The 19398-nt window shown below is 71.5% G+C and carries 19 protein-coding genes; 14 read left to right on the forward strand and 5 right to left on the reverse strand.

Translation table 11 applies throughout. The annotated features are described in order from the left end of the window. Positions 1-141: 141 nt before the first annotated feature. Both GQQ93_RS02595 and GQQ93_RS02600 read right to left on the reverse strand, forming a co-directional pair. Positions 142-915 (reverse strand): SDR family NAD(P)-dependent oxidoreductase, encoded by a 774-nt coding sequence (locus GQQ93_RS02595; protein ID WP_157422638.1) that lies wholly within the window; start codon positions 913-915, stop codon positions 142-144. 22 nt (positions 916-937) lie between these two features. Continuing rightward, positions 938-1786, reverse strand: coding sequence for a fumarylacetoacetate hydrolase family protein (locus tag GQQ93_RS02600; protein WP_157422639.1), 849 nt, complete (start codon positions 1784-1786; stop codon positions 938-940). Positions 1787-1934: 148 nt separating this feature from the next. Here GQQ93_RS02600 and GQQ93_RS02605 point away from each other — a divergent pair, with 148 nt between their 5' ends. The 7 genes from GQQ93_RS02605 to GQQ93_RS02635 all read left to right on the forward strand — a co-directional run bounded on the left by GQQ93_RS02605 (position 1935) and on the right by GQQ93_RS02635 (position 9265). Then, a complete protein-coding gene (locus GQQ93_RS02605) occupies positions 1935-3239 on the forward strand; it encodes an L-fuconate dehydratase (RefSeq protein WP_157422640.1) in 1305 nt (434 codons plus the stop codon). Further along, entirely contained in the window at positions 3236-4210 is a 975-nt protein-coding gene (locus tag GQQ93_RS02610) for an aldo/keto reductase (protein WP_157422641.1), read from the forward strand. Before GQQ93_RS02605 ends, GQQ93_RS02610 begins: the two co-directional genes overlap by 4 nt. Further along, positions 4207-5052 (forward strand): amidohydrolase family protein, encoded by an 846-nt coding sequence (locus GQQ93_RS02615; RefSeq protein WP_157422642.1) that lies wholly within the window; start codon positions 4207-4209, stop codon positions 5050-5052. Before GQQ93_RS02610 ends, GQQ93_RS02615 begins: the two co-directional genes overlap by 4 nt. A 110-nt stretch (positions 5053-5162) precedes the next feature. After that, the gene (locus GQQ93_RS02620; RefSeq protein ID WP_157422643.1) at positions 5163-5603 is read left to right on the forward strand and encodes an RbsD/FucU family protein; all 441 of its coding nucleotides are present in this window, start codon (positions 5163-5165) and stop codon (positions 5601-5603) included. Next, positions 5600-7126, forward strand: coding sequence for a sugar ABC transporter ATP-binding protein (locus GQQ93_RS02625; protein ID WP_157422644.1), 1527 nt, complete (start codon positions 5600-5602; stop codon positions 7124-7126). Before GQQ93_RS02620 ends, GQQ93_RS02625 begins: the two co-directional genes overlap by 4 nt. After that, positions 7123-8169: an ABC transporter permease gene (locus GQQ93_RS02630; RefSeq protein ID WP_157422645.1), complete on the forward strand. Its 1047-nt coding sequence runs from the start codon at positions 7123-7125 to the stop codon at positions 8167-8169. Before GQQ93_RS02625 ends, GQQ93_RS02630 begins: the two co-directional genes overlap by 4 nt. A 106-nt stretch (positions 8170-8275) precedes the next feature. Continuing rightward, positions 8276-9265, forward strand: a complete 990-nt coding sequence (locus GQQ93_RS02635) for an ABC transporter substrate-binding protein (protein WP_157422646.1) — start codon at positions 8276-8278, stop codon at positions 9263-9265. Between the two features lie 106 nt (positions 9266-9371). Here the strand turns inward: GQQ93_RS02635 and GQQ93_RS02640 are convergent, their stop codons facing one another. Then, positions 9372-10043: a FadR/GntR family transcriptional regulator gene (locus GQQ93_RS02640; protein ID WP_157422647.1), complete on the reverse strand. Its 672-nt coding sequence runs from the start codon at positions 10041-10043 to the stop codon at positions 9372-9374. Between the two features lie 31 nt (positions 10044-10074). Next, entirely contained in the window at positions 10075-11637 is a 1563-nt protein-coding gene (locus GQQ93_RS02645) for a DNA-3-methyladenine glycosylase 2 family protein (protein ID WP_157422648.1), read from the reverse strand. A 74-nt stretch (positions 11638-11711) separates the two neighbouring features. On the opposite strand from GQQ93_RS02645, the gene GQQ93_RS02650 reads away from it, so the two are divergent. The 7 genes from GQQ93_RS02650 (at position 11712) to GQQ93_RS02680 (ending at position 19184) form a co-directional block, all read left to right on the forward strand. Continuing rightward, complete coding sequence (locus GQQ93_RS02650) at positions 11712-13115, forward strand: FAD-binding oxidoreductase (protein ID WP_157422649.1); 1404 nt, start codon at positions 11712-11714, stop codon at positions 13113-13115. Between the two features lie 9 nt (positions 13116-13124). Beyond that, positions 13125-14300 carry a PrsW family intramembrane metalloprotease gene (locus GQQ93_RS02655; protein WP_157422650.1) on the forward strand — a complete coding sequence of 392 codons (1176 nt, stop codon included), beginning with the start codon at positions 13125-13127 and terminating at the stop codon, positions 14298-14300. 53 nt (positions 14301-14353) lie between these two features. Then, complete coding sequence (locus GQQ93_RS02660) at positions 14354-15688, forward strand: GAF domain-containing protein (protein WP_157422651.1); 1335 nt, start codon at positions 14354-14356, stop codon at positions 15686-15688. Positions 15689-15826: 138 nt separating this feature from the next. Beyond that, the gene (exaC, locus tag GQQ93_RS02665; RefSeq protein ID WP_157422652.1) at positions 15827-17350 is read left to right on the forward strand and encodes an acetaldehyde dehydrogenase ExaC; all 1524 of its coding nucleotides are present in this window, start codon (positions 15827-15829) and stop codon (positions 17348-17350) included. Positions 17351-17363: 13 nt separating this feature from the next. After that, positions 17364-17810: a DUF779 domain-containing protein gene (locus tag GQQ93_RS02670; RefSeq protein ID WP_157422653.1), complete on the forward strand. Its 447-nt coding sequence runs from the start codon at positions 17364-17366 to the stop codon at positions 17808-17810. Between the two features lie 230 nt (positions 17811-18040). Continuing rightward, positions 18041-18412: an FKBP-type peptidyl-prolyl cis-trans isomerase gene (locus GQQ93_RS02675; protein WP_157422654.1), complete on the forward strand. Its 372-nt coding sequence runs from the start codon at positions 18041-18043 to the stop codon at positions 18410-18412. Between the two features lie 76 nt (positions 18413-18488). Next, on the forward strand, positions 18489-19184 hold the full coding sequence (locus GQQ93_RS02680) for a lysoplasmalogenase (protein WP_157422655.1): 696 nt from the start codon (positions 18489-18491) through the stop codon (positions 19182-19184). Here GQQ93_RS02680 and GQQ93_RS02685 read toward each other — a convergent pair. After that, the gene (locus GQQ93_RS02685) at positions 19084-19395 is read right to left on the reverse strand and encodes a protealysin inhibitor emfourin (protein WP_157422656.1); all 312 of its coding nucleotides are present in this window, start codon (positions 19393-19395) and stop codon (positions 19084-19086) included. The two genes, GQQ93_RS02680 and GQQ93_RS02685, sit on opposite strands and share 101 nt — an antisense overlap. Positions 19396-19398 lie beyond the last annotated feature (3 nt).

The following is a 19398-nucleotide window of genomic DNA, read 5'->3' on the forward strand; positions in this document are numbered from 1 at the left end:
TAGGCTATCGGGCGCACCTGACCCGGCTCTGTGCGGCATGTACAACGAATGCTTTCGCATACGCCGTGGTGTCGACAATCCGATGTCCGGCCGCGTGCGCGCGCGGCAGGTCGAGCGCTCGGCCGGCCGCGCGCGCGGCGGTCACTGCGCCGGCCGCAGCCGCAACTCCTGCATGCCGCCGTCGACCGCGAGCGAGACGCCCGTCGTCGACCCGGACGCGGGGCTCGCGAGATAGGCGACGGCGCCGGCGACCTCGTCGGGATCGACGAGGCGGCCGTGCGGCTGGCGCGCCTCGAGCGCGGCGCGCTCCGCGACCGGATCGTCGGCCGAGTCGAGCAGCCGTCCGACCCACGGGGTGTCGGCCGTACCCGGGTTGACGGCGTTCACCCGGATGCCCTCCCGCAGGTGGTCGGCGGCCATCGCCCGGGTCAGGGCCGAGATCGCGCCCTTGCTCGCGCTGTAGAGCGCCCGCTGCGGCAGGCCCGCGGTCGCGGCGATCGAGGAGGTGTTCACGATCGCGGCGGCGGGGGAGTCGCGCAGATGCGGAAGCGCCGCCCGCGCCACCCGCATGGTGCCGAGCACGTTGACGTCGAGCACGCGGCGCCACTCCTCGTCGTCGTTGGCCGAGATGTCTCCCTGGGCGCCGATGCCGGCGTTGTTCACGACGATGTCGAGCCGGCCGAACTCGGCGACGACGCGGTCGACGCCGGCGCGAACGCTCGTGTCGTCGGCGATGTCGACCGCCACCGCCAGGTCGGCATGCGGGGCCGAGCCCGGCGTGAGGTCGAAGACGGCGACGCGTGCGCCGCCGCGGCGGAGGCGGCCGGCGATCGCGGCGCCGATGCCCGATGCGCCGCCCGTGACGACGGCCACGAGGCCGTCGAACTCGGCGGCTCCGGTGGTGTGCTGGCTCATGGTGTTCCTCTCGTTCGTGCGGTCAGGCGTCGACGTAGCGCTGGCGCTGGCGACCGAGCCCGTCGATCTCGATCTCGACGACATCGCCCGCGCCGAGGTAGGGGAAGCGACCCGAGAGGGCGACGCCCTCGGGCGTGCCCGTGAGCACGAGGTCGCCGGGATCGAGGGCGAGGTACTGGCTCAGCTGCCACACGATCGTGTCGATGCCGAAGATGAGGTCGGCGGTGCTCGAATCCTGCCGGCGCTCGCCGTTGACGAAGCTGCGCAGGCGCACGTCGTCGGCGTCGAGCTCGTCGGGCGTCGCGAGCCAGGGCCCCGTGGGGCAGAAACCCGGTGCGCTCTTGCCCTTCGACCATTGGCCGCCCGAGACGGCGAGCTGCCAGTCGCGCTCGGAGAGATCGTTGGCGGTGACGAAGCCGGCGATGTGCGCACGGGCGTCCGCGGGGGAGTCGAGCATGCTCGCCCGGGCGCCGATCACGATGCCGAGCTCGACCTCCCAATCGGTCTTCGTGCTCCCGCGGGGGATCGCCACCTCGTCGTTCGGACCGATCACCGTGTTCGGCGACTTCATGAACATCACGAGGTGCTCGGGTGGCGCGGAGCCCGACTCGGCCGCGTGCGCGGCGTAGTTCATGCCGATGCAGTAGACGGCGCCCGGCCGTGCGATGGGGGCGCCGATCCGCAGCTCGGCGGCGCCGTCCAGCTCGGGGATGCTGCCGGCCTCGAGGGCCGCACGCACTCGCGCCAGGCCGTCGCCGCCGAGGAACTCCGCGTCGACGTCACGGGTCACGCCTCGGAGGTCGAGGGTGCGCCCTCCGTCGAGGAGCACTGGGATCTCGGAGCCGGGGTCGCCGAGCCGGGCGAATCTCATCGCTGGTCCTTCCGCTCGCGGCGCTGCGTGAACATCTGAAGTATCCACTGGGTTCAGGCCGGATTCACGGAGATTCTTGCACATCTGCCGACGGTTGACAGGCGAGACATCCGATGTTTATGCTCATCACGCCCCACGAAAGGACGTCATGAGCACGATCGTCAGCGTTGATACCCGGGACATCCGCTTCCCGACCTCCCTCGAACTCGACGGATCGGATGCGATGAACCCCGACCCCGACTACTCGGCGGCGTACCTCGTGATCCGCACCGACGCCGCCGACGGGCTCGCCGGGCACGCCTTCGTGTTCACCATCGGCCGCGGCAACGACGTAGAGGTCGCCGCGCTCGACGCGCTGCGCGCGCACCTCGTCGGCCGCGACGTCGAGGAGCTGCTCGGCGACATGGGTGCGGCGTGGCGCCTGCTCGCGCACGACTCGCAGCTGCGCTGGCTCGGCCCCGAGAAGGGCGTCATGCACATGGCGATCGGCGCCGCGCTCAACGCGCTGTGGGATCTCAGGGCCAAGCGCGCCGGGCTGCCCCTCTGGCAGCTGCTCGCCGGGCTCAGTCCCGAGGAGCTCGTCTCGCTCGTCGACTTCCGCTACATCTCCGATGCCGTGACCCCGGCCGAGGCGCTCGAACTCTTCCGCGCCGCCGAGCCGGGTCGCGCCGAGCGCACCGCGAAGCTGCTCGAGCTCGGCTACCCCGCGTACACGACGACCCCGGGCTGGCTCGGGTACTCCGACGAGAAGCTCGAACGGCTCTGCCGCGAGGCCGTCGCCGACGGCTACCCGCAGATCAAGCTCAAGGTCGGCGCCTCGCTCGACGACGACGTGCGCCGACTCGGCATCGCCCGGGCGGCCGTCGGCGCGGGCTTCCCGATCGCGATCGACGCGAACCAGCGCTGGGGCGTCGACGAGGCGATCGAGTGGGTGCGCGCGCTCGCCGACTTCGACCTCGCCTGGATCGAGGAGCCGACGAGTCCCGACGACATCCTCGGGCACGCGGCCATCGCCCGCGGCGTCGCGCCCGTGCGCGTCGCGACCGGCGAGCACGTGCAGAATCGGATCGTGTTCAAGCAGCTCCTGCAGGCCGGCGGCATGGCGGTCATGCAGATCGACGCCGCGCGCGTCGGCGGCGTGAACGAGAACCTCGCCAACCTGCTGCTCGCCGCCAAGTACGGCGTGCCGGTCTGCCCCCATGCGGGCGGCGTGGGCCTCTGCGAAGCGGTGCAGCATCTCTCGATGTTCGACTACGTCGCCCTGTCGGGCACGATGGACGGTCGCATGATCGAGTTCGTCGACCACCTCCACGAGCACTTCGTCACCCCGGCGGTCGTCGAGCGCGGGCGCTACCTCACGCCGACCGCGCCCGGGGCCGGCACTGAGATGCACGAGGCCTCGATCGAGCGCTACACCTGGCGCGGCGCGCACGTGGCCGAGGTGCCGGCATGAGCCCCGAGTCACGGTGGCCGGGGGCGGCCGAACTCGGCCGACTCGGCTACGGCGCCGCCTCCATCGGCAACCTGTACCGCGAGGTCGCCGACGCCGACGCCGATGCCGCGCTCAGTGCGGCGTGGGCGGGAGGCATCCGCTACTACGACACGGCGCCCCACTACGGGCTCGGGCTCTCCGAGCGACGCCTGGGCGAGTTCCTCCGCTCTCGCCCCCGCGACGAGTTCATCGTGTCGACCAAGGTCGGCCGGGTGCTCGAACCGAACCCCGACTACGCGGGCGGCGACGACCTGGCCTTCGAGTACGCCGTACCGAATCGGCTGGTGCGCCGTTTCGACCCGAGCGAGGCGGGCGTGCGCCGGAGCCTCGAGGACTCGCTCGAGCGGCTCGGGCTCGACCGCATCGACATCGCCTATCTGCACGACCCCGACGTGTACGACCTCGATCGAGGCCTCGCCGAGGGCCTGCCCGCGCTTGCGAAGCTGCGCGACGAGGGCGTCGTCGGCGCCATCGGCATCGGCACGAACAGCGCGGATGCCGCGGCGCGCGCCGTCCGCGAGGGCGATCTCGATCTCGTCATGATCGCCGGCCGCTACACCCTGCTCGAGCAGCCGGCGCTCGCCGAGTTGCTGCCCCTGTGCGAGGCGCGGGGCGTCGGCGTGGTCGCCGCCGCGGTCTTCAACTCGGGCCTGCTCGCGACCGCCTCGCCGCAGGCTGACGCGCGCTACGACTATGCGACGGTGCCGCATGAGATGCTCGCCCGTGCGCGGCGCCTCGCCGAGGCCTGCGCGGCCGAGGGCGTCGAACTCCCGGTCGCGGCGATCCAATACCCGCTGCGCCACCCCGCCGTGCGCTCGGTCGTCGTCGGCTCGGCGCGTGCGACGAGCGTCGAGCAGAATCTCGCACGGATCGCCGAACCGCTGCCCGAGAGCTTCTGGACGAGTCTCGCCGAACAGGGGCTCCTCCCGTGAGCGGCCGGTCGCTCACGATCGACGCGCACCTGCATCTCTGGGACCGGTCGCTGAGCGAGTACGGGTGGATCACTCCGGAGCTCGGGCCGCTGAACGCCGACTTCGGCCCGGGCGAGGCGCGCGCCGAACTCGACGCGGCCGGCATCGACGGGGCGATCCTCGTGCAGGCCGAGGACTCCGCGGCCGACACCCGCTACCTGCTCGACGTCGCCGCGACGAACGACTGGGTGCTCGGCGTCGTCGGCTGGGTGCCGCTCGACGACACGCGTTCGGCGCTCGCCGCACTCGACGCGCTCGCGGGCGAGCGCCGGCTCCGCGGCATCCGCCATCTCGTGCACGACGATCCGCGCGACGAGTTCCTCGAACTGCCGGCGGTCCGTGCGTCGCTCGCAGAGGTGGCCGCCCGCGGGCTCGCGTTCGACGTCCCCGACGCGTGGCCGCGTCACCTCGGAGCGGCGCGGCGGCTCGCCGAGGCGCTGCCCGAGCTGACGGTCGTGATCGACCACCTCGCCAAGCCCCCGGTCGGCGGCGACGACTTCGCGGCATGGGAGCGCGAGTTCGTCGCGCTCGCGGCGCTGCCGAACACGGTCGCGAAGTTCTCCGGACTCCACCTTCCCGGTGTGCCCTTCGGGCCCGCCACCGTGCGACCGCTCTGGGAGCTGGCGATCGAGCGATTCACGCCCGATCGGGTGATGTACGGTGGCGACTGGCCGATGACGGTGCCGCACGGGGGCTATCAGCCGACCTGGCGCGTCATGCGCGAATGCGTCGACGACCTCGATCCCGTCGAGCGCGACGCGGTGCTCGGCGGCACCGCTGAGCGGGTGTATCGCCTTGAGTAATCTGATGTCTCGGCGTCGAATTCGTCGGAAAGGCAACCATCTCGCCTGATCTGGGCTGAAACATCGGATGAGTAGTACACTCATCACATCTCAAGGAAGAGAGGCACCACGTGCTCACCGGCATCCACCCGATTCTCCACGGCGAACTGCTCGCCGCGCTCGATCGGCTCGGGCATGGCGACGAACTCGTCGTCGCCGATGCGAACTTCCCGGCGTACCGATTCGGCGCGGCCGTGGTCGAGCTTCCGGGCCTCGCCGCTGCGAGCGTCGTCGAGGCCGTCCGCACCGTCGTGCCGGCCGACCGCTACGAAGGCCCCTCGGTGCTGCTCATGACCGCCGAGGGCGGCGAACGGCTGCCCGTCCAGCACGAGCTGGTCTCGGCGTCGGCGGTGCCGGCCGACCGCGTCGAGGAGCTCGAACGGTTCGCGTTCTACGACCGTGCGGGCGGTGCCGGGCTGATCATCAGGAGCGGCGAGCTGCGCCCCTACGGCAACGTGATCATCCGCAAGGGCGTCGTGAACGAGTACGAGCCGAACGAGGCCGCCCGATGACCGCCGGCACCACGGCGCTCCTCGAGGTCGAGGGCGTCAGCAAGGGGTTCCCCGGCGTGCAGGCGCTCGCCGACGTGCAGCTCGAGCTGCGCCACGGCGAGGTGCTCGCGCTCGTCGGCGAGAACGGCGCCGGCAAGTCGACGCTCATGAAGCTGCTCGCCGGTATCTACACGCCCGACGCGGGCACCTTCCGGCTCAACGGCCGCGAACTGGCGATCGAGGGCCCGCGCCACGCGCAGGAACTCGGTATCTCGATCATCCACCAGGAGTTCAACCTGATGCCCGACCTCACGGTCGCGCAGAACATCTTCATCGGCCGCGAGCACCGCCAGGCCGGGCTGTTCCTCGACGACCGGGCGCTCAACCGGCGGGCGCAGGAGCTCTTCGACCGGCTCGGGCTCGCGCTCGACCCCGCCGAGCGCGTCGAGCAGCTGACGGTCGCCCGGCAGCAGATGGTCGAGATCGCGAAGGCGCTGTCCTTCGACGCGAAGGTCCTCATCATGGACGAGCCGACCGCCGCGCTGAACGACGCCGAGGTCGACGTGCTGTTCGAACTCATCGAGCGGTTCCGCACCCCCGAGACCGGCGTCATCTACATCTCGCACCGCATGGAGGAGCTCGCCCGGATCTCCGACCGCATCAGCGTGCTGCGCGACGGGCGGTACGTCGGCACCCGCGTCACCGCCGAGACCGCGCCGAGCGAGATCATCTCGCTTATGGTCGGGCGCGAGATCTCGGGCGAGCAGCGCCCCGCTCCGCGGCAGCCCGAGGGCGAGCCCGTGCTCTCGGTGCGGGGCCTCACGACCAGGCACCTGCTGCGCGACGTGAGCTTCGACGTCCACGCCGGCGAGATCCTCGGCTTCGCCGGTCTCATGGGGGCCGGACGCACCGAGGTCGCGCGCGCGATCGTCGGTGCCGACCGCCGGGAGTCGGGCGAGATCCGCGTTCGCGGGCGCGCCGTCGCGATCTCGAGCCCCGCCGAGGCGGCGGGCCTCGGCATCGGCTACCTCTCCGAGGACCGCAAACAGCTCGGGGTGCTGCTCGAACGCAGCGTGCGCGAGAACATCGTGCTCTCCTCCCTGCGCGACTACGCCTCCCGATCCGGCTTCGTGCGCGACGGGCGCATCGAGGCGACGGGGCGCGAGTACGTCGAGAAGCTGCGCATCAAGACGCCCTCGACGGCCCAGCTCGTGCGCAACCTCTCCGGCGGCAACCAGCAGAAGGTCGTCATCGCGAAGTGGCTCGTGAAGGACTGCGACGTGCTCATCTTCGACGAGCCGACCCGCGGCATCGACGTCGGAGCGAAGGAGGAGATCTACGCGCTCCTCCGGCGGCTCGCCGACGAGGGCAAGGCGATCGTCATGATCTCGTCCGAACTGCCCGAGGTGCTGCGACTCTCCGATCGCATCGCCGTCATGGCCGAGGGGCGGCTGACCGCCGTGCTCGACAACGCCGAGGCCACCCAGGAGAACCTCATGGACTACGCAACCCGATTCTCAAGCGAAGGAACGATCGCCCGATGAGCCCGACGACCACGAAACCGGAAACCGGGAGCACGGGCGGCTCGACGCCCTCGACGAGCGCGTACGCCGCGATCGAGGCGGGCAAGCCCCGCTTCGCCTGGCTGCGCGGCTCGCTGCAGCAGCTGCTCGCCTTCGCGAGCCTCATCGTGATCGTGGCGGTGTTCTCGTTCGCGAGCCCGCACTTCTTCACCGCGAACAACCTCGTCTCCATCCTGACGGCGGCGACGGTGACCGGCATCCTCGCGCTCGGCACCACCTTCGTCATCATCACGGGCGGCATCGACCTCTCGATCGGCACGGGCATGGTGCTCTGCGGGGTCATGGCGGGCGTCTTCCTCACCTACCTCGGCTGGCCGCTCTGGCTGGGGGTGACCGCGACGATCCTCTTCGGTGCGCTGATCGGTCTCATCAACGGGGTCAACGTCTCGGTGCTCGGCATCCCGCCGTTCATCGCGACCCTCGGCATGATGCTGATCGCGGCCGGCCTCTCGCTCGTGATCTCGGGCACGAAGCCGATCTACTTCACCGAGACGCCCGACTTCCAGTCGATCATGAACCTCTCGATCATCCCGGGCATGCGGTTCCCGCTCGGGGTGGCCATCTTCATCGTCATGATCATCGTCGCGGCCGTGCTGCTCTCGAAGACGATCCTCGGCCGTTACACCTTCTCGATCGGCTCGAACGAGGCGGCGACCGCGCTCTCCGGCGTGAACGTCCGTCGCTGGAAGATCACCATCTACACGCTGGCCGGCCTCTTCGTCGGCCTCGCGGGCGTGCTGAGCGCGTCACGGCTCTCGTCGGCCCAGCCGACCGGCGGCATGGGCCTCGAGCTCGAGGCGATCGCCGCGGTCGTGATCGGCGGCACGTCGCTCCAGGGCGGCAAGGGCTCGATCGTCGGCACCGTCATCGGCGCCCTCATCATGGCGGTGCTCACGAACGGCCTGCGCATCATCTCGGTGCCGCAGGAATGGCAGTCGGTCGCGGTCGGAATCGTGATCCTCGTGGCCGTCTACCTCGACATGCTCCGTCGCCGCCGCGGTTGACCGGCGCTCAGTCGCAGCATCCCCCGAACCCAGCCGTACCCCCCTGGACCCAGCACCACCCCGTCCCCGACCAGTACCACCGCACCACCAACACCAAGGAGTGAGCATGTTCAAGAAGCGCACGATGGGCGTCGTCGTCGGCGCCGTCGCCGCGGCCCTCATCCTCGCCGGCTGCGCCAGCGACGGCGGAGCCGAGGGCTCGGGCGGCGACTCGAGCGGTGACAAGCCGTACGTCGCCCTCGTCTCGAAAGGCTTCCAGCACCAGTTCTGGCAGGCCGTGAAGACGGGCGCTGAGCAGGCGGCCGAGGAGTTCGACGTCGAGATCACCTTCGAGGGACCCGACACCGAGGCCGACGTCGACCAGCAGATCCAGATGCTGCAGACCGCGCTCGACAAGAGCCCGGCCGCGATCGGCTTCGCCGCCCTCGACAGCCAGGCGGCCGGGCCGCTGCTGCAGCAGGCGAAGGACGCGAACATCCCGGTGATCGCGTTCGACTCGGGCGTCGACAGCGACATCCCGCTGACCACGGCGGCGACCGACAACCTCGCCGCGGCCGCCGAGGCCGCGAAGCACATGGCCGACGCCGTCGGCCACGAGGGCAAGGTCGCCCTCGTCGTGCACGACCAGACCTCGGTGACCGGCCAGCAGCGTCGCGACGGCTTCGTCGACTACATGGAGGAGAACGAGCCCGACATCGAGATCGTCGACATCCAGTACGGCGGCGGCGACCAGGCGAAGTCGGCCGACCTCGCCAAGGCGATCCTCGCGGCGCACCCCGACCTCAAGGGCATCTACGGCTCGAACGAGGGCTCGGCGATCGGTGTTGTGCAGGCCGTCAAGGAGCTCGGCATCGACGCCTCGACGCTCGCCGTCGTCGGCTTCGACTCGGGCAAGGCCCAGATGGACGCGATCCGCGACGGCCTCATGACCGGCGCGATCACGCAGAACCCGATCGGCATCGGCTACGAGACGGTCAAGGCCGCGGTCGAGGCGATCAACGGCGAGGAGCTGCCGAAGACCATCGACACCGGCTTCTACTGGTACGACGCGACGAACATCGACGACGAGGAGATCCAGGCCGTCCTCTACGAGTGACGATCGGATGACTCGGGGGCGTCGGCTGCGGCCGGCGCCCCTTCGTCGAGCTCGCCCGGTTGTCGAGGCAGTCCCGGTGGTCGCGGCTGCCGGCGAGATCAGGGGTTCAGAGCGCTGAACGCAGCCACTGCTCGACGCCGCTGACGTGCACGACGGTCAGCGCCGAGGCGAGTTCGGCGTCGCCGGCGGCGATGGCGTCGAGGATGGCGTGGTGCTCCTGGAGGGTGCGCTCGACCGCGCTCTCCTGCGTGATGCCGCGCCAGATGCGCGCACGCACCGTGTGGCTCGAGAGCGAGTCGATGAGGCTCGCGAGGTAGCCGTTGCCCGTCGCGTCGGCGATGCCGCGGTGGAACTCGAGGTCGTGGTCGACGAGGCTCTCGACGTCGGCGGCGTGGTCGACGCCGGCGACCGACTCGCGGAGGCGCTCGAGCTCGGCCTCGCCGGCGTGGCGCGCCGCGAGCGACGCGGCGGCCGGCTCGAGGATGCGGCGGACGGCGAAGATCTCGAGCACCGAGTGGTCGTCGTGCAGGTCGACGACGAACGACATGGCCTCGAGCAGCAGACGCGGCTCGAGGCTCGTGACGTACGTGCCGTCGCCGCGACGCACGTCGAGCACCCGGATGACCTCGAGCGCCTTGACCGCCTCGCGCAGCGAAGAGCGCGAGAGCCCGAGCCGCTCGCTCAGCTCCTTCTCGGGCGGGAGCCGGTCGCCCGGCGCCAACTCGCCCGAAAGGATCATCTCTTTGATGCGCAGGATCGCTTCGTCGGTGACGGCCATGCCCGCATCGTATCGCGAGGGCGCCCAGACATCAGATCTCTGCGGCGGCGGCGCGCCACAGGTGCATCGACGCGTAGCTGCGCCACGGCGCCCACCGTGCGCCGAGCTCGTCGAGCGCCGGTGCGGTGGCCGGCAGGCCGAGGCGCCCTGCGCCCGCCCGCAGCGCGAGATCGCTCGTGAGGAGCACGTCGGGAGCGCGGGTGACCCGCATGGCGATGTAGCCCGCCGTCCATGGGCCGATGCCGGGGATGAGGATCAGGTCGCGCGCGAGTTCGCCGCGATCGCGATCGGCCGAGACCACGAGCTCGCCCGAGGCGAGCCGCTCGGCGACGTCGACGATCGTGCGGATGCGGGCGGTCGGGCCGCGGAGCACCTCGCCGCCGCCCGCGGCGACGGCCGCCGCGGTCGGGAACAGGCGCACGAGCGAGCCGGCGAGGAGGCCGCCGTCGGCGGAGCGGTCGACGGGCGGCTCGCCGTCGGCCGCCTCGGCGCCGATCGCCAGCGGCTCGCCGAGGTCGGCGGCGAGCCGGCTGAGCGCAGTGCGCGCCGCCTTCACCGAGATCTGCTGGCCGATGAGCGCCCGGAACACGAGTTCGTGCGGATCGAGCGCGCCCGGCACACGGATGCCGGGGGTCTCCGCGACCGATGCGGCCAGCACAGGGTCGGCCGCGAGCATCTCGTCGATCGCGACCGCGTCGGCGTCGAGGTCGAACAGGCGCCGAACGCGGGCGACGAGCGGCGGCAGGTCGGTGAGGCTCGCGAGGCGGGCCTCGACCTCGATGGCGGGGGAGCGGAGGTCGGAGCTCGGCGAGAACGCGACGACGGCGGGACCGGCGGGCAGCCGCAGGGTGCGGGCGTAGTGGCCGGGGCCGGCCGACTCGACGCCGTCGACCGCGCGGGCCGCCAGCCAGCCGAAGACGCCCGCCGCGTCGAACGGGGCGCGGGCGGGCAACCGCAGCCGCACCACCCCGTCGCCCGCGCGCTCGGGCCGCTCGCCGAGGCGCGCGGCCGCCCGCAGTTCGAGGGGGCTGCGCTCGTACACCTCGCGGATGGTGTCGTTGAACTGGCGGATGCTGCCGAAGCCCGAGGCGAACGCGACATCGGCTGCGGGCATCGTCGTCGAGGTGAGCAGTGCGCGCGCGGTCTGGGCGCGGTGGGCCCTGGCGAGGGCGAGCGGACCGGCGCCGAGCTCGGCGGTGAGCACGCGGGTGAGGTGCCGGCTCGTGTAGCCGAGGTGGGCCGCGAGCCCGGGCACCCCTTCGCGCTCGACGACGCCGTCGGCGATGAGACGCATCGCGCGGGCGGCGAGGTCGTCGCGCAGGTCCCACTCGGGGGAGCCGGGCACCGCATCGGGAAGGCATCGCTTGCACGCCCGGAGCCCCGCCTCGTGCGCCGCGGCGGCGGTGAGGTAGAAGCTCACGTTCTGCGCCTTCGGCGACACCGCGGGGCAGCTCGGGCGGCAGTAGATGCCGGTCGAATGCACCCCGGTGATGAACTGGCCGTCGAACCTGGCGTCGCGCGCCCGCATGGCGCGGTAGCGCTCGGCGAACACGGGGTCGGCGAGTGGGTCGGTGCGGAGGGCTTCGACGGGCATGACCCCAGCCTCGCACGTCCCGCCGACACCGACTGGCGGAAATCGGACTCGGCCCGCGTGGCTAGGGTGGAGGGATGTCGCACGTCGTCGCCCAGCTGCAAGAAGCCCTCGGGGCATCCGTCTCACTCGATGCCGACGCGCTCGAGGCGACCCGCGAAGACCGATCGGGGTGGCGCAGCGCGACGCCCCCGCTCGCGGTGGTGCACGCGGGGTCGGTCGAGGAGGTGCGCCGGGTCATGCGCATCGCGCACGCGAACGGCACGCCGGTCGTGCCGCGCGGCGCGGGCACGGGCCTCGCGGGCGGCGCGATCGCGAGCCCGGGTGCGATCGTGCTCGACCTCTCGCGCATGAACCGCATCCTCGAGATCTCCGAGGCCGACGAGCTGGCGGTCGTCGAGCCCGGCGTCGTCAACGGAGACCTCAACGACGCGCTCGCCCCGCTCGGGCTCTGGTTCGCACCCGATCCCGCCAGCAGGGCGATCGCCTCGGTCGGCGGCAACATCGCGACGAACGCGGGCGGCCTGCTCTGCGCGAAGTACGGGGTGACCCGCGAGGCCGTGCTCGGCGTGGCCGTGGTGCTCGCCGACGGGCGACTGATCCGACTCGGCCACCGCACGGTGAAGGGCGTCACCGGCTACGACCTCACGGCCCTCTTCACCGGCTCGGAGGGCACGCTCGGCATCATCGTCGAGGCGACCGTGCGCGTGCGCCCGATCACCGCGGGCGTCCCGGTCACGGTCGCGGCCGCCTTCGCCGATGTGACCGCCGCCGCCGCGGCGTGCGCCGCCGTCACCGCAGACCGCATCCGGCCCGCGATCCTCGAACTCATGGACGCCGGCGTCGTCGCCCGGGTCGCGGCGTTCCTCGGCGACGAGGCGCTCGCAGGCACGCCGCTCGAACAGGTGCTGCCCGGCGAGACCTTCCTCATCGCGCAGACCGACGACGCGGGCGCCACCTCAGAGGCCGCGCGCATCGCCGAGCTCTTCGCCGAGGCCGGCGGCCGGGTCACGCTCTCGACCGACGAGGCGACCGGCGAGCGCCTGCTCGACCTCCGCCGGGCGATGCATCCCGCGCTCGCCGCGAGCGGGCAGGTGCTCATCGAAGACGTGGCGGTGCCCCGCTCGAAGCTGCCCGAGATGTTCCGCGCCATCGACGAGATCGCGGCACGGCACGGCGTCGAGATCCCGACGATCGCGCACGCCGGCGACGGCAACCTGCATCCGAACTTCGTGTTCACGGGCGACGAGGTGCCCGCGCACATCTGGCAGGCCGCCGACGAGATGTTCCGTGCGGCAGTCGCCCTCGGCGGCACGCTCACCGGCGAGCACGGCGTCGGGGTGCTGAAGCGACGCTGGCTCGCCGAGGAGCTCGGCGACGACGTCTTCGAGCTGCAGCGCGGCATCAAGGCGGTCTTCGACCCGACGGGCATCCTGAACCCGGGGGTCATGTTCGAGGCATCCGTCGTGGCCGCTCGCTAGGCTGCACGCGTGAGCCACCTCGCCCCAGGGCCGTCCCCGTACCCCGTCGCGCCGCAACCCGCGGTCGCAGCGCCGGCGTGGGCCGAGCCGGTCCGCGGTCGCAGCGCCAGCGGCAGTGTGTTCGCGATCATCGGCATCGTGATCGGCGGGCTCGTCGGCCTCCTCGTGGTCGCCTACCTCGCGCTCGCGCTCGGAGCCTCCGTGCTCGCGATCGGCTCGCTGCTCGCCCTCGTGCCGCTCGCGGGCGTGCTCCTCGCGGTGCGATGGGTCGACCGCTGGGAGCCCGAGCCGCGCGGCGCGCTCTGGTTCGCGTTCCTCTGGGGTGCCGCGGTCTCGGTCGCGATCGCCCTCGTCGTCGACCTCGGCGTCGAGCTCGCCGTGGCCTACTCGCAACCCGGCGGCGCGGCCGACGAGGTCGTGCGCACCGTCGTGCAGGCGCCCATCGTCGAAGAACTCGCCAAGGGCCTCGGCGTGCTGCTCGTCTTCGCCTTCGCACGCTGGCAGTTCGACGGCCCGCTCGACGGACTGGTGTACGCCGCGGTGGTCGCGGCCGGCTTCGCCTTCACCGAGAACATCATCTACTTCGGATCGGCCCTCATCGAGGGCGGCGCCGAGAGCCTCGGGGCGACCTTCGTGGTGCGCGGCATCTTCTCGCCGTTCGCGCACGTGCTGTTCACGGCGTGCACCGGCCTCTGCATCGGCATCGGGGCACGGCGCGGCGGGGGCGCGGGCGTCATCGGCTGGTTCCTGCTGGGCCTCGCCGGCGCGATCGGGCTGCACGCCCTCTGGAACGGCTCGCTCGCCTTCGGCGACGACGCGATCGGACTGTACGTCACCGTGCAGGTGCCGATCTTCATCGCGGCCGTCCTCCTGACCGTCGCCCTCCGTCGCCAGGAGGTGCGGGTCACCCGTCGTCGTCTGGCCGAGTACGCGGCGGTCGGCTGGTTCAGCCACGCCGAGGTCGAGCTCCTCGCGACCCCGGCGGGCAGGAGGCAGGCCAGGTCGTGGGCGCGCGCGCAGCATCCGCCGCGCACCGCGACGATGAAGCGGCTCATCGCGGATGCCACGCACCTCGCCTTCGCCCGTCAGCGCATCGCGACCGGGCAGGGCGCAGCGGTCGCGGTGGTCGACGAGCAGGCGCTGCTGGCCTCGATCGTCGCCGGACGCCGGGCACTTCTGCGCTGATCTCCGCGCGACTAAGCTGGCCTGATTCCCGCTCGACGACGATCGGAGACGGCATGCCCGGCACCGCGCTCCCGCAGCCCGATCCGGGCGCGCCCGGCGGCGCCGACCGTCGATCGGGCTCGCTCCGCGACCGGCTGATCGACGTGCAGCAGCGTGCGATCGAGACGGGCACCGTGCCGTTGAGTCTTCGGCCCGTCGTCAGGGCGTCATGGGAGCGTGCCATTCGCGGCGCCGTCGACCCCGACCGTGCGCTGCCCCGGCTCGAGCACGACGAGCAGGAGTTCCTCGACTACCGTGCCGGGCATGCGCTCGCGCAGGTGATGCCGGTCGTGCGGCGGCTCCTCGTCGACGGCGCGCACGACGCCGGCCTCGTCGTCGCGGTCGGCGACGAGCACGGTCGCCTGCTCTGGGTCGAGGGCGACCCGACCCTGCGCCACCGGGCGCAGGACATGCTCTTCGTGCCGGGCGCCGACTGGTCGGAGCCGGTCGTCGGCACGAGCGCACCCGGCACCGCCCTCGCGCTCGACCGGGCCGTCCAGATCCGCGGGGCCGAGCACTTCAATCGCATCGTGCACCCGTGGAGCTGCACGGCCGCACCGGTGCACGACCCGGCGACCGGTCTCGTGCTCGGCGTCATCGACATCACCGGCACCGACCACGCCGTCGCTCCGCACACGCTCGGACTCGTCTCGGCGACGGTCGCCGCGGTCGAGGCGGAGCTCAAGATCGCGAGTCTCGAGTCGGCGGTGCAGGCGACGCTGCGGCGCTCGCGCATGGTGAGCGTCGGGGGGTCGCGCACCCAGCGTCCCGCGCGCACCCCGCTGTCGGTACTCGGAGCGGGCCGTCCGAGGCTCGGCGCGCTCGAGCTGAGCCCGCGGCACGCCGAGATCCTGACGCTCCTCGCGTGGCATCCCGCGGGGCTCGGCACCGAACGCCTGGCCTCGCTCGTCTACGAGGCAGAAGGGTCGCCGGTTACGCTCCGCGCCGAACTCGTGCGCCTTCGTCGCGTCCTCCATGCCGCGGGGGAGCCGCCGCTCGAATCCCGACCGTACCGACTCGGCCGTGAGCTCGAGCTCGACGCCGCCGTCGTCGCGCGACTGCTCGGGCAGGGCTCGCTCCGCCGCGCAGCGGAACGGTACGTCGGACCAGTGCTTCCGGGGTCGACGGCGCCCGGCATCGTCGAGCTCCGCGAAGAACTCGCGAGCCGGGTGCGCGAATCGATGCTGGCGGATGCCTCGGCAGAGGTCCTGACCACGTTCGCCGAGCGCGAGGAGTCCCGCTTCGACGTCGAGCTGTGGCGCACACTGCTCGAGCTGCTGCCGCCGCGGTCGCCGCGGCGGGCCTCGGTGGTCGCGCACCTCGAGCGCATCGAGGCGGCGCTGCGATGAGCGCGCAGGCGCACGGCCGCGTCGTGCGTGCCGTTGCAACGTGGTTGCAACGCTGGGGCAACTGCGCCGCAACCGGCACGCACCTACGCTGACGTCGTCCCGCTCAGGGGCATCCGACAACGACGTCAAGGAGACACGATGACCGTGTACGCCGCGCCCGGCACCCCCGGTGCGCTCATCGAGTTCAAGCCGCGCTACGAGCACTTCATCGGCGGCGAGTGGGTCAAGCCCGAAGGCGGCGCCTACTTCGAGAACATCTCGCCCGTCAACGGCAAGGCGTTCACCGAGGTCGCCCGCGGCACCGCCGCCGACATCGACGCCGCGCTCGACGCCGCGCACAAGGCCGCACCCGCGTGGGGCCGCACGAGTGCCGCGCACCGCGCCGGCATCCTGAACGCCATCGCCGATCGCATCGACCGGAACCGCGAACTCCTCGCCGTCGCCGAGACGTGGGACAACGGCAAGTCCATCCGTGAGCCGCTGAACGCCGACCTGCCGCTCGCGAGCGACCACTTCCGTTACTTCGCAAGCCTCATCCGCGCGCAGGAGGGCAGCTTCACGCAGCTCGACGAGGACACGGTGGCCTACCACTTCCAGGAGCCGCTCGGCGTCGTCGGCCAGATCATCCCGTGGAACTTCCCGCTGCTCATGGCCGTGTGGAAGCTCGCCCCCGCGCTCGCCGCGGGCAACGCCGTCGTGCTGAAGCCGGCCGAGCAGACGCCGACCTCGATCCTCGTGCTCGTCGAACTCATCGCCGACCTGCTGCCGGCGGGCGTGCTCAACGTCGTGAACGGATTCGGCGTCGAGGCAGGCAAGCCGCTCGCCTCGTCGAACCGCATCCGCAAGATCGCGTTCACGGGGGAGACGACGACGGGTCGGCTCATCCTGCAGTACGCCTCGAACAACATCATCCCCTCGACGGTCGAGCTCGGCGGCAAGAGCCCGAACATCGTGTTCGAGTCGGTCGCCGACCGACGCGACTCGTTCTACGACAAGGCGCTCGAGGGATTCAGCCTGTTCGCCTTCAACCAGGGCGAGGTCTGCACCTGCCCCAGCCGGTCGCTCATCCAGAAGTCGATCTACGACACGTTCCTCGACGACGCGATCGAGCGAACCAAGCAGGCGAAGCAGGGCAACCCGCTCGACACCGAGACCCAGGTCGGCGCGCAGGCGTCGAACGACCAACTCGAGAAGATCCTGAGCTACATCGACATCGGCAAGCAGGAGGGCGCGAAGCTGCTGCTCGGCGGCGAGCGGGCCGATCTCGGCGGCGACCTCAGTGGGGGCTACTACGTGCAGCCGACCATCTTCGAGGGTCAGAACCGCATGCGACTGTTCCAAGAGGAGATCTTCGGCCCGGTCGTCGCCGTCACGAGTTTCACCGACTACGACGACGCGATCTCGATCGCGAACGACACCCTGTACGGACTCGGTGCGGGCGTCTGGAGTCGCAACGGCAACGAGGCCTACCGCGCCGGCCGGGACATCCAAGCCGGTCGCGTCTGGGTGAACAACTACCACGCGTACCCGGCGGGCGCCGCGTTCGGCGGGTACAAGTCGTCGGGCATCGGCCGCGAGAACAACAAGCTCGCGCTCGACCACTACCAGCAGACGAAGAACCTGCTCGTCAGCTACAACGAGAACCCGCTCGGGTTCTTCTGATCGGCGGCGGACGATGTCACTCGAGCGCTTCGCGGACGGCGTCGTCGGCCGGGTGGTGATCGCGGGGGAGACGTCGCCGCGGGTGGAGCTCTCACCCGCGGCGGCGACCCTGCTCGAGCGCCTGTGGGAGGCGCACGGACCGTTGATGTTCCACCAGTCGGGCGGATGCTGCGACGGCAGTGCTCCGATGTGCTATCCAGCGGGGGAGTTCCTGACGAGCGGCGCCGACGTGTTGCTCGGCGAGCTCGACCTGGGGCGCGGCGCCGCCGGGCCGGATGCCTCGTGGACGGGCTCGGAGGCGGCGACGCGCGTCGTGCCCTTCTGGATGTCGGCAGAGCAGTTCGCGTACTGGCGCCACACGCACCTCACCGTCGACGTCGTGCCCGGCCGCGGCAGCGGCTTCTCGGTCGAGGCGCCCGAGGGCGTGCGATTTCTCATCAGGTCGCGACTGCTGGAGTGATGGACTCGCCACAGGGCGGCGGAGCCCGCCTGCTCCGACTCGTCTCGGGGGTGCCCAGCGATGCCCCCGACACGAGGAAACTCGCCGCCCTGTGGTGTGGCACTGCCGACATCTCTACGGGGCGACGAGTTCTCGGATTCCAGAGTGCAACGTGTTCGCAGTCAGCGCAAGAGGGGGGTGGACGGTTGTCCGCGATTGCGAGTGCACCGCGAACCTGTTTGGCTTGACGCATGACCGATACGAACAGCAAGCCCGAGATCGACGCCCCCGAGGGCCCGGCGCCCGCAGACCTCATCATCGAGGACATCGTCGTGGGCGACGGCGCCGAGGCGACCGCCGGCTCGACGGTCGACGTGCACTACCTCGGCGTCGAGTACGACAGCGGCGAGGAGTTCGACTCCTCGTGGGGTCGCGGCCAGTCGATCAACTTCCCGCTCGCAGCCCTCATCTCCGGCTGGCAGGAGGGCATCCCCGGCATGAAGGTCGGCGGACGCCGCAAGCTCACCGTCCCCCCGCACAAGGCCTACGGCCCCGCGGGCGGCGGGCACCAGCTCTCGGGCAAGACCCTGATCTTCGTGATCGACCTGCTCGGCGTCAGCTGAACCGACGTCGATTCACCGAGAAGGCCGGTGGGCGCGAGCCCGCCGGCCTTCGTCGCGCGTGGGCTACGATTCGGGGGTGCTGCCCGCCTTCGCCCCCTACCTCGTGGTCTCCGTGCTCCACCTCGTGCTCCAGTACGCCGGCCCGGCCTGGAGCGTGACGGCGACGAAGTCGCTGCTGATGCCGCTCCTCGCGCTCGCGGTCCTCATCCTCGTGCCCAGGGTGCGCGCCGCGGGCCCGCTCCTCCTCCTCGGCGGCATCGCCTGCTCATGGGGCGGCGACGTCCTCCTCACCTTCCCGGGCGACGGGTGGTTCGCGGCCGGGCTGGCATCGTTCCTCCTCGCTCACGTCGTCTACATCGTGCTCTTCGTGCGGCTGCCCCGATCGCGCCGCCGTCCGCCTGCCTGGTCGACCGTCTACTGGGCGTGGGTGGTCGTGATGCTCGTCGTGCTGTTGCCGCACGCCGGCATGCTCGCCGTGCCGATCACGCTCTACGCGGTCGCGATCGGCCTGATGGCGACGACCGCGTCGATGCACGGCGGGTGGATCGCCCTTGGCGGTGCGTTCTTCGTCGTCTCGGACTCGGTGCTCGCGCTCGGTCGGTTCCTGCCCGGGTACGAGTTCGCCGCCCACGACTTCGTCGTCATGTCGACCTACCTCGCAGCCCAGGGGCTCATCGCGTGGGGCGTCGTCGCGAAGCTTCGCGCGGATCGTTCCGCGTCGGGTCCGTCGTCTCCTGCACCCGCTCGACGAGCTGACGCCACGGCCCCGTGAGCTGACGCTCGGCGAGGGTCGCCTCGTTCGGTTCGCAGCGGATCCGGTAGATGAAACGATCGGGCTCGGGCGGCACCGGGGGCGGCTCGGCCCACGGGATCTCGTCGATGAGGATGTACCACTCGTCGGGGTCGGGTTGCTCGTCGACGCGCACCTCCCAGGTGAGGCGCGTGCCGGCGAGGCCGCCGCTGCGCTGCACGATGACATCCATCGT

This window comes from Agromyces lapidis, assembly GCF_009749405.1.
GTDB classification, from domain to species: Bacteria; Actinomycetota; Actinomycetes; order Actinomycetales; family Microbacteriaceae; genus Agromyces; species Agromyces lapidis.

What these genes read in the sequence shown, in the direction of transcription:
- GQQ93_RS02625 (WP_157422644.1), top strand. Translation starts at nt 5,600, where the DNA reads ATGACCGCCGGCACCACGGCGCTCCTCGAGGTCGAGGGCGTCAGCAAG.
- GQQ93_RS02595 (WP_157422638.1), bottom strand. Translation starts at nt 915, where the DNA reads ATGAGCCAGCACACCACCGGAGCCGCCGAGTTCGACGGCCTCGTGGCC.
- GQQ93_RS02650 (WP_157422649.1), top strand. Translation starts at nt 11,712, where the DNA reads ATGTCGCACGTCGTCGCCCAGCTGCAAGAAGCCCTCGGGGCATCCGTC.
- GQQ93_RS02670 (WP_157422653.1), top strand. Translation starts at nt 17,364, where the DNA reads ATGTCACTCGAGCGCTTCGCGGACGGCGTCGTCGGCCGGGTGGTGATC.
- GQQ93_RS02640 (WP_157422647.1), bottom strand. Translation starts at nt 10,043, where the DNA reads ATGGCCGTCACCGACGAAGCGATCCTGCGCATCAAAGAGATGATCCTT.
- exaC (WP_157422652.1), top strand. Translation starts at nt 15,827, where the DNA reads ATGACCGTGTACGCCGCGCCCGGCACCCCCGGTGCGCTCATCGAGTTC.
- GQQ93_RS02685 (WP_157422656.1), bottom strand. Translation starts at nt 19,395, where the DNA reads ATGGATGTCATCGTGCAGCGCAGCGGCGGCCTCGCCGGCACGCGCCTC.
- GQQ93_RS02610 (WP_157422641.1), top strand. Translation starts at nt 3,236, where the DNA reads ATGAGCCCCGAGTCACGGTGGCCGGGGGCGGCCGAACTCGGCCGACTC.
- GQQ93_RS02630 (WP_157422645.1), top strand. Translation starts at nt 7,123, where the DNA reads ATGAGCCCGACGACCACGAAACCGGAAACCGGGAGCACGGGCGGCTCG.
- GQQ93_RS02645 (WP_157422648.1), bottom strand. Translation starts at nt 11,637, where the DNA reads ATGCCCGTCGAAGCCCTCCGCACCGACCCACTCGCCGACCCCGTGTTC.
- GQQ93_RS02600 (WP_157422639.1), bottom strand. Translation starts at nt 1,786, where the DNA reads ATGAGATTCGCCCGGCTCGGCGACCCCGGCTCCGAGATCCCAGTGCTC.
- GQQ93_RS02660 (WP_157422651.1), top strand. Translation starts at nt 14,354, where the DNA reads ATGCCCGGCACCGCGCTCCCGCAGCCCGATCCGGGCGCGCCCGGCGGC.
- GQQ93_RS02635 (WP_157422646.1), top strand. Translation starts at nt 8,276, where the DNA reads ATGTTCAAGAAGCGCACGATGGGCGTCGTCGTCGGCGCCGTCGCCGCG.
- GQQ93_RS02605 (WP_157422640.1), top strand. Translation starts at nt 1,935, where the DNA reads ATGAGCACGATCGTCAGCGTTGATACCCGGGACATCCGCTTCCCGACC.
- GQQ93_RS02675 (WP_157422654.1), top strand. Translation starts at nt 18,041, where the DNA reads ATGACCGATACGAACAGCAAGCCCGAGATCGACGCCCCCGAGGGCCCG.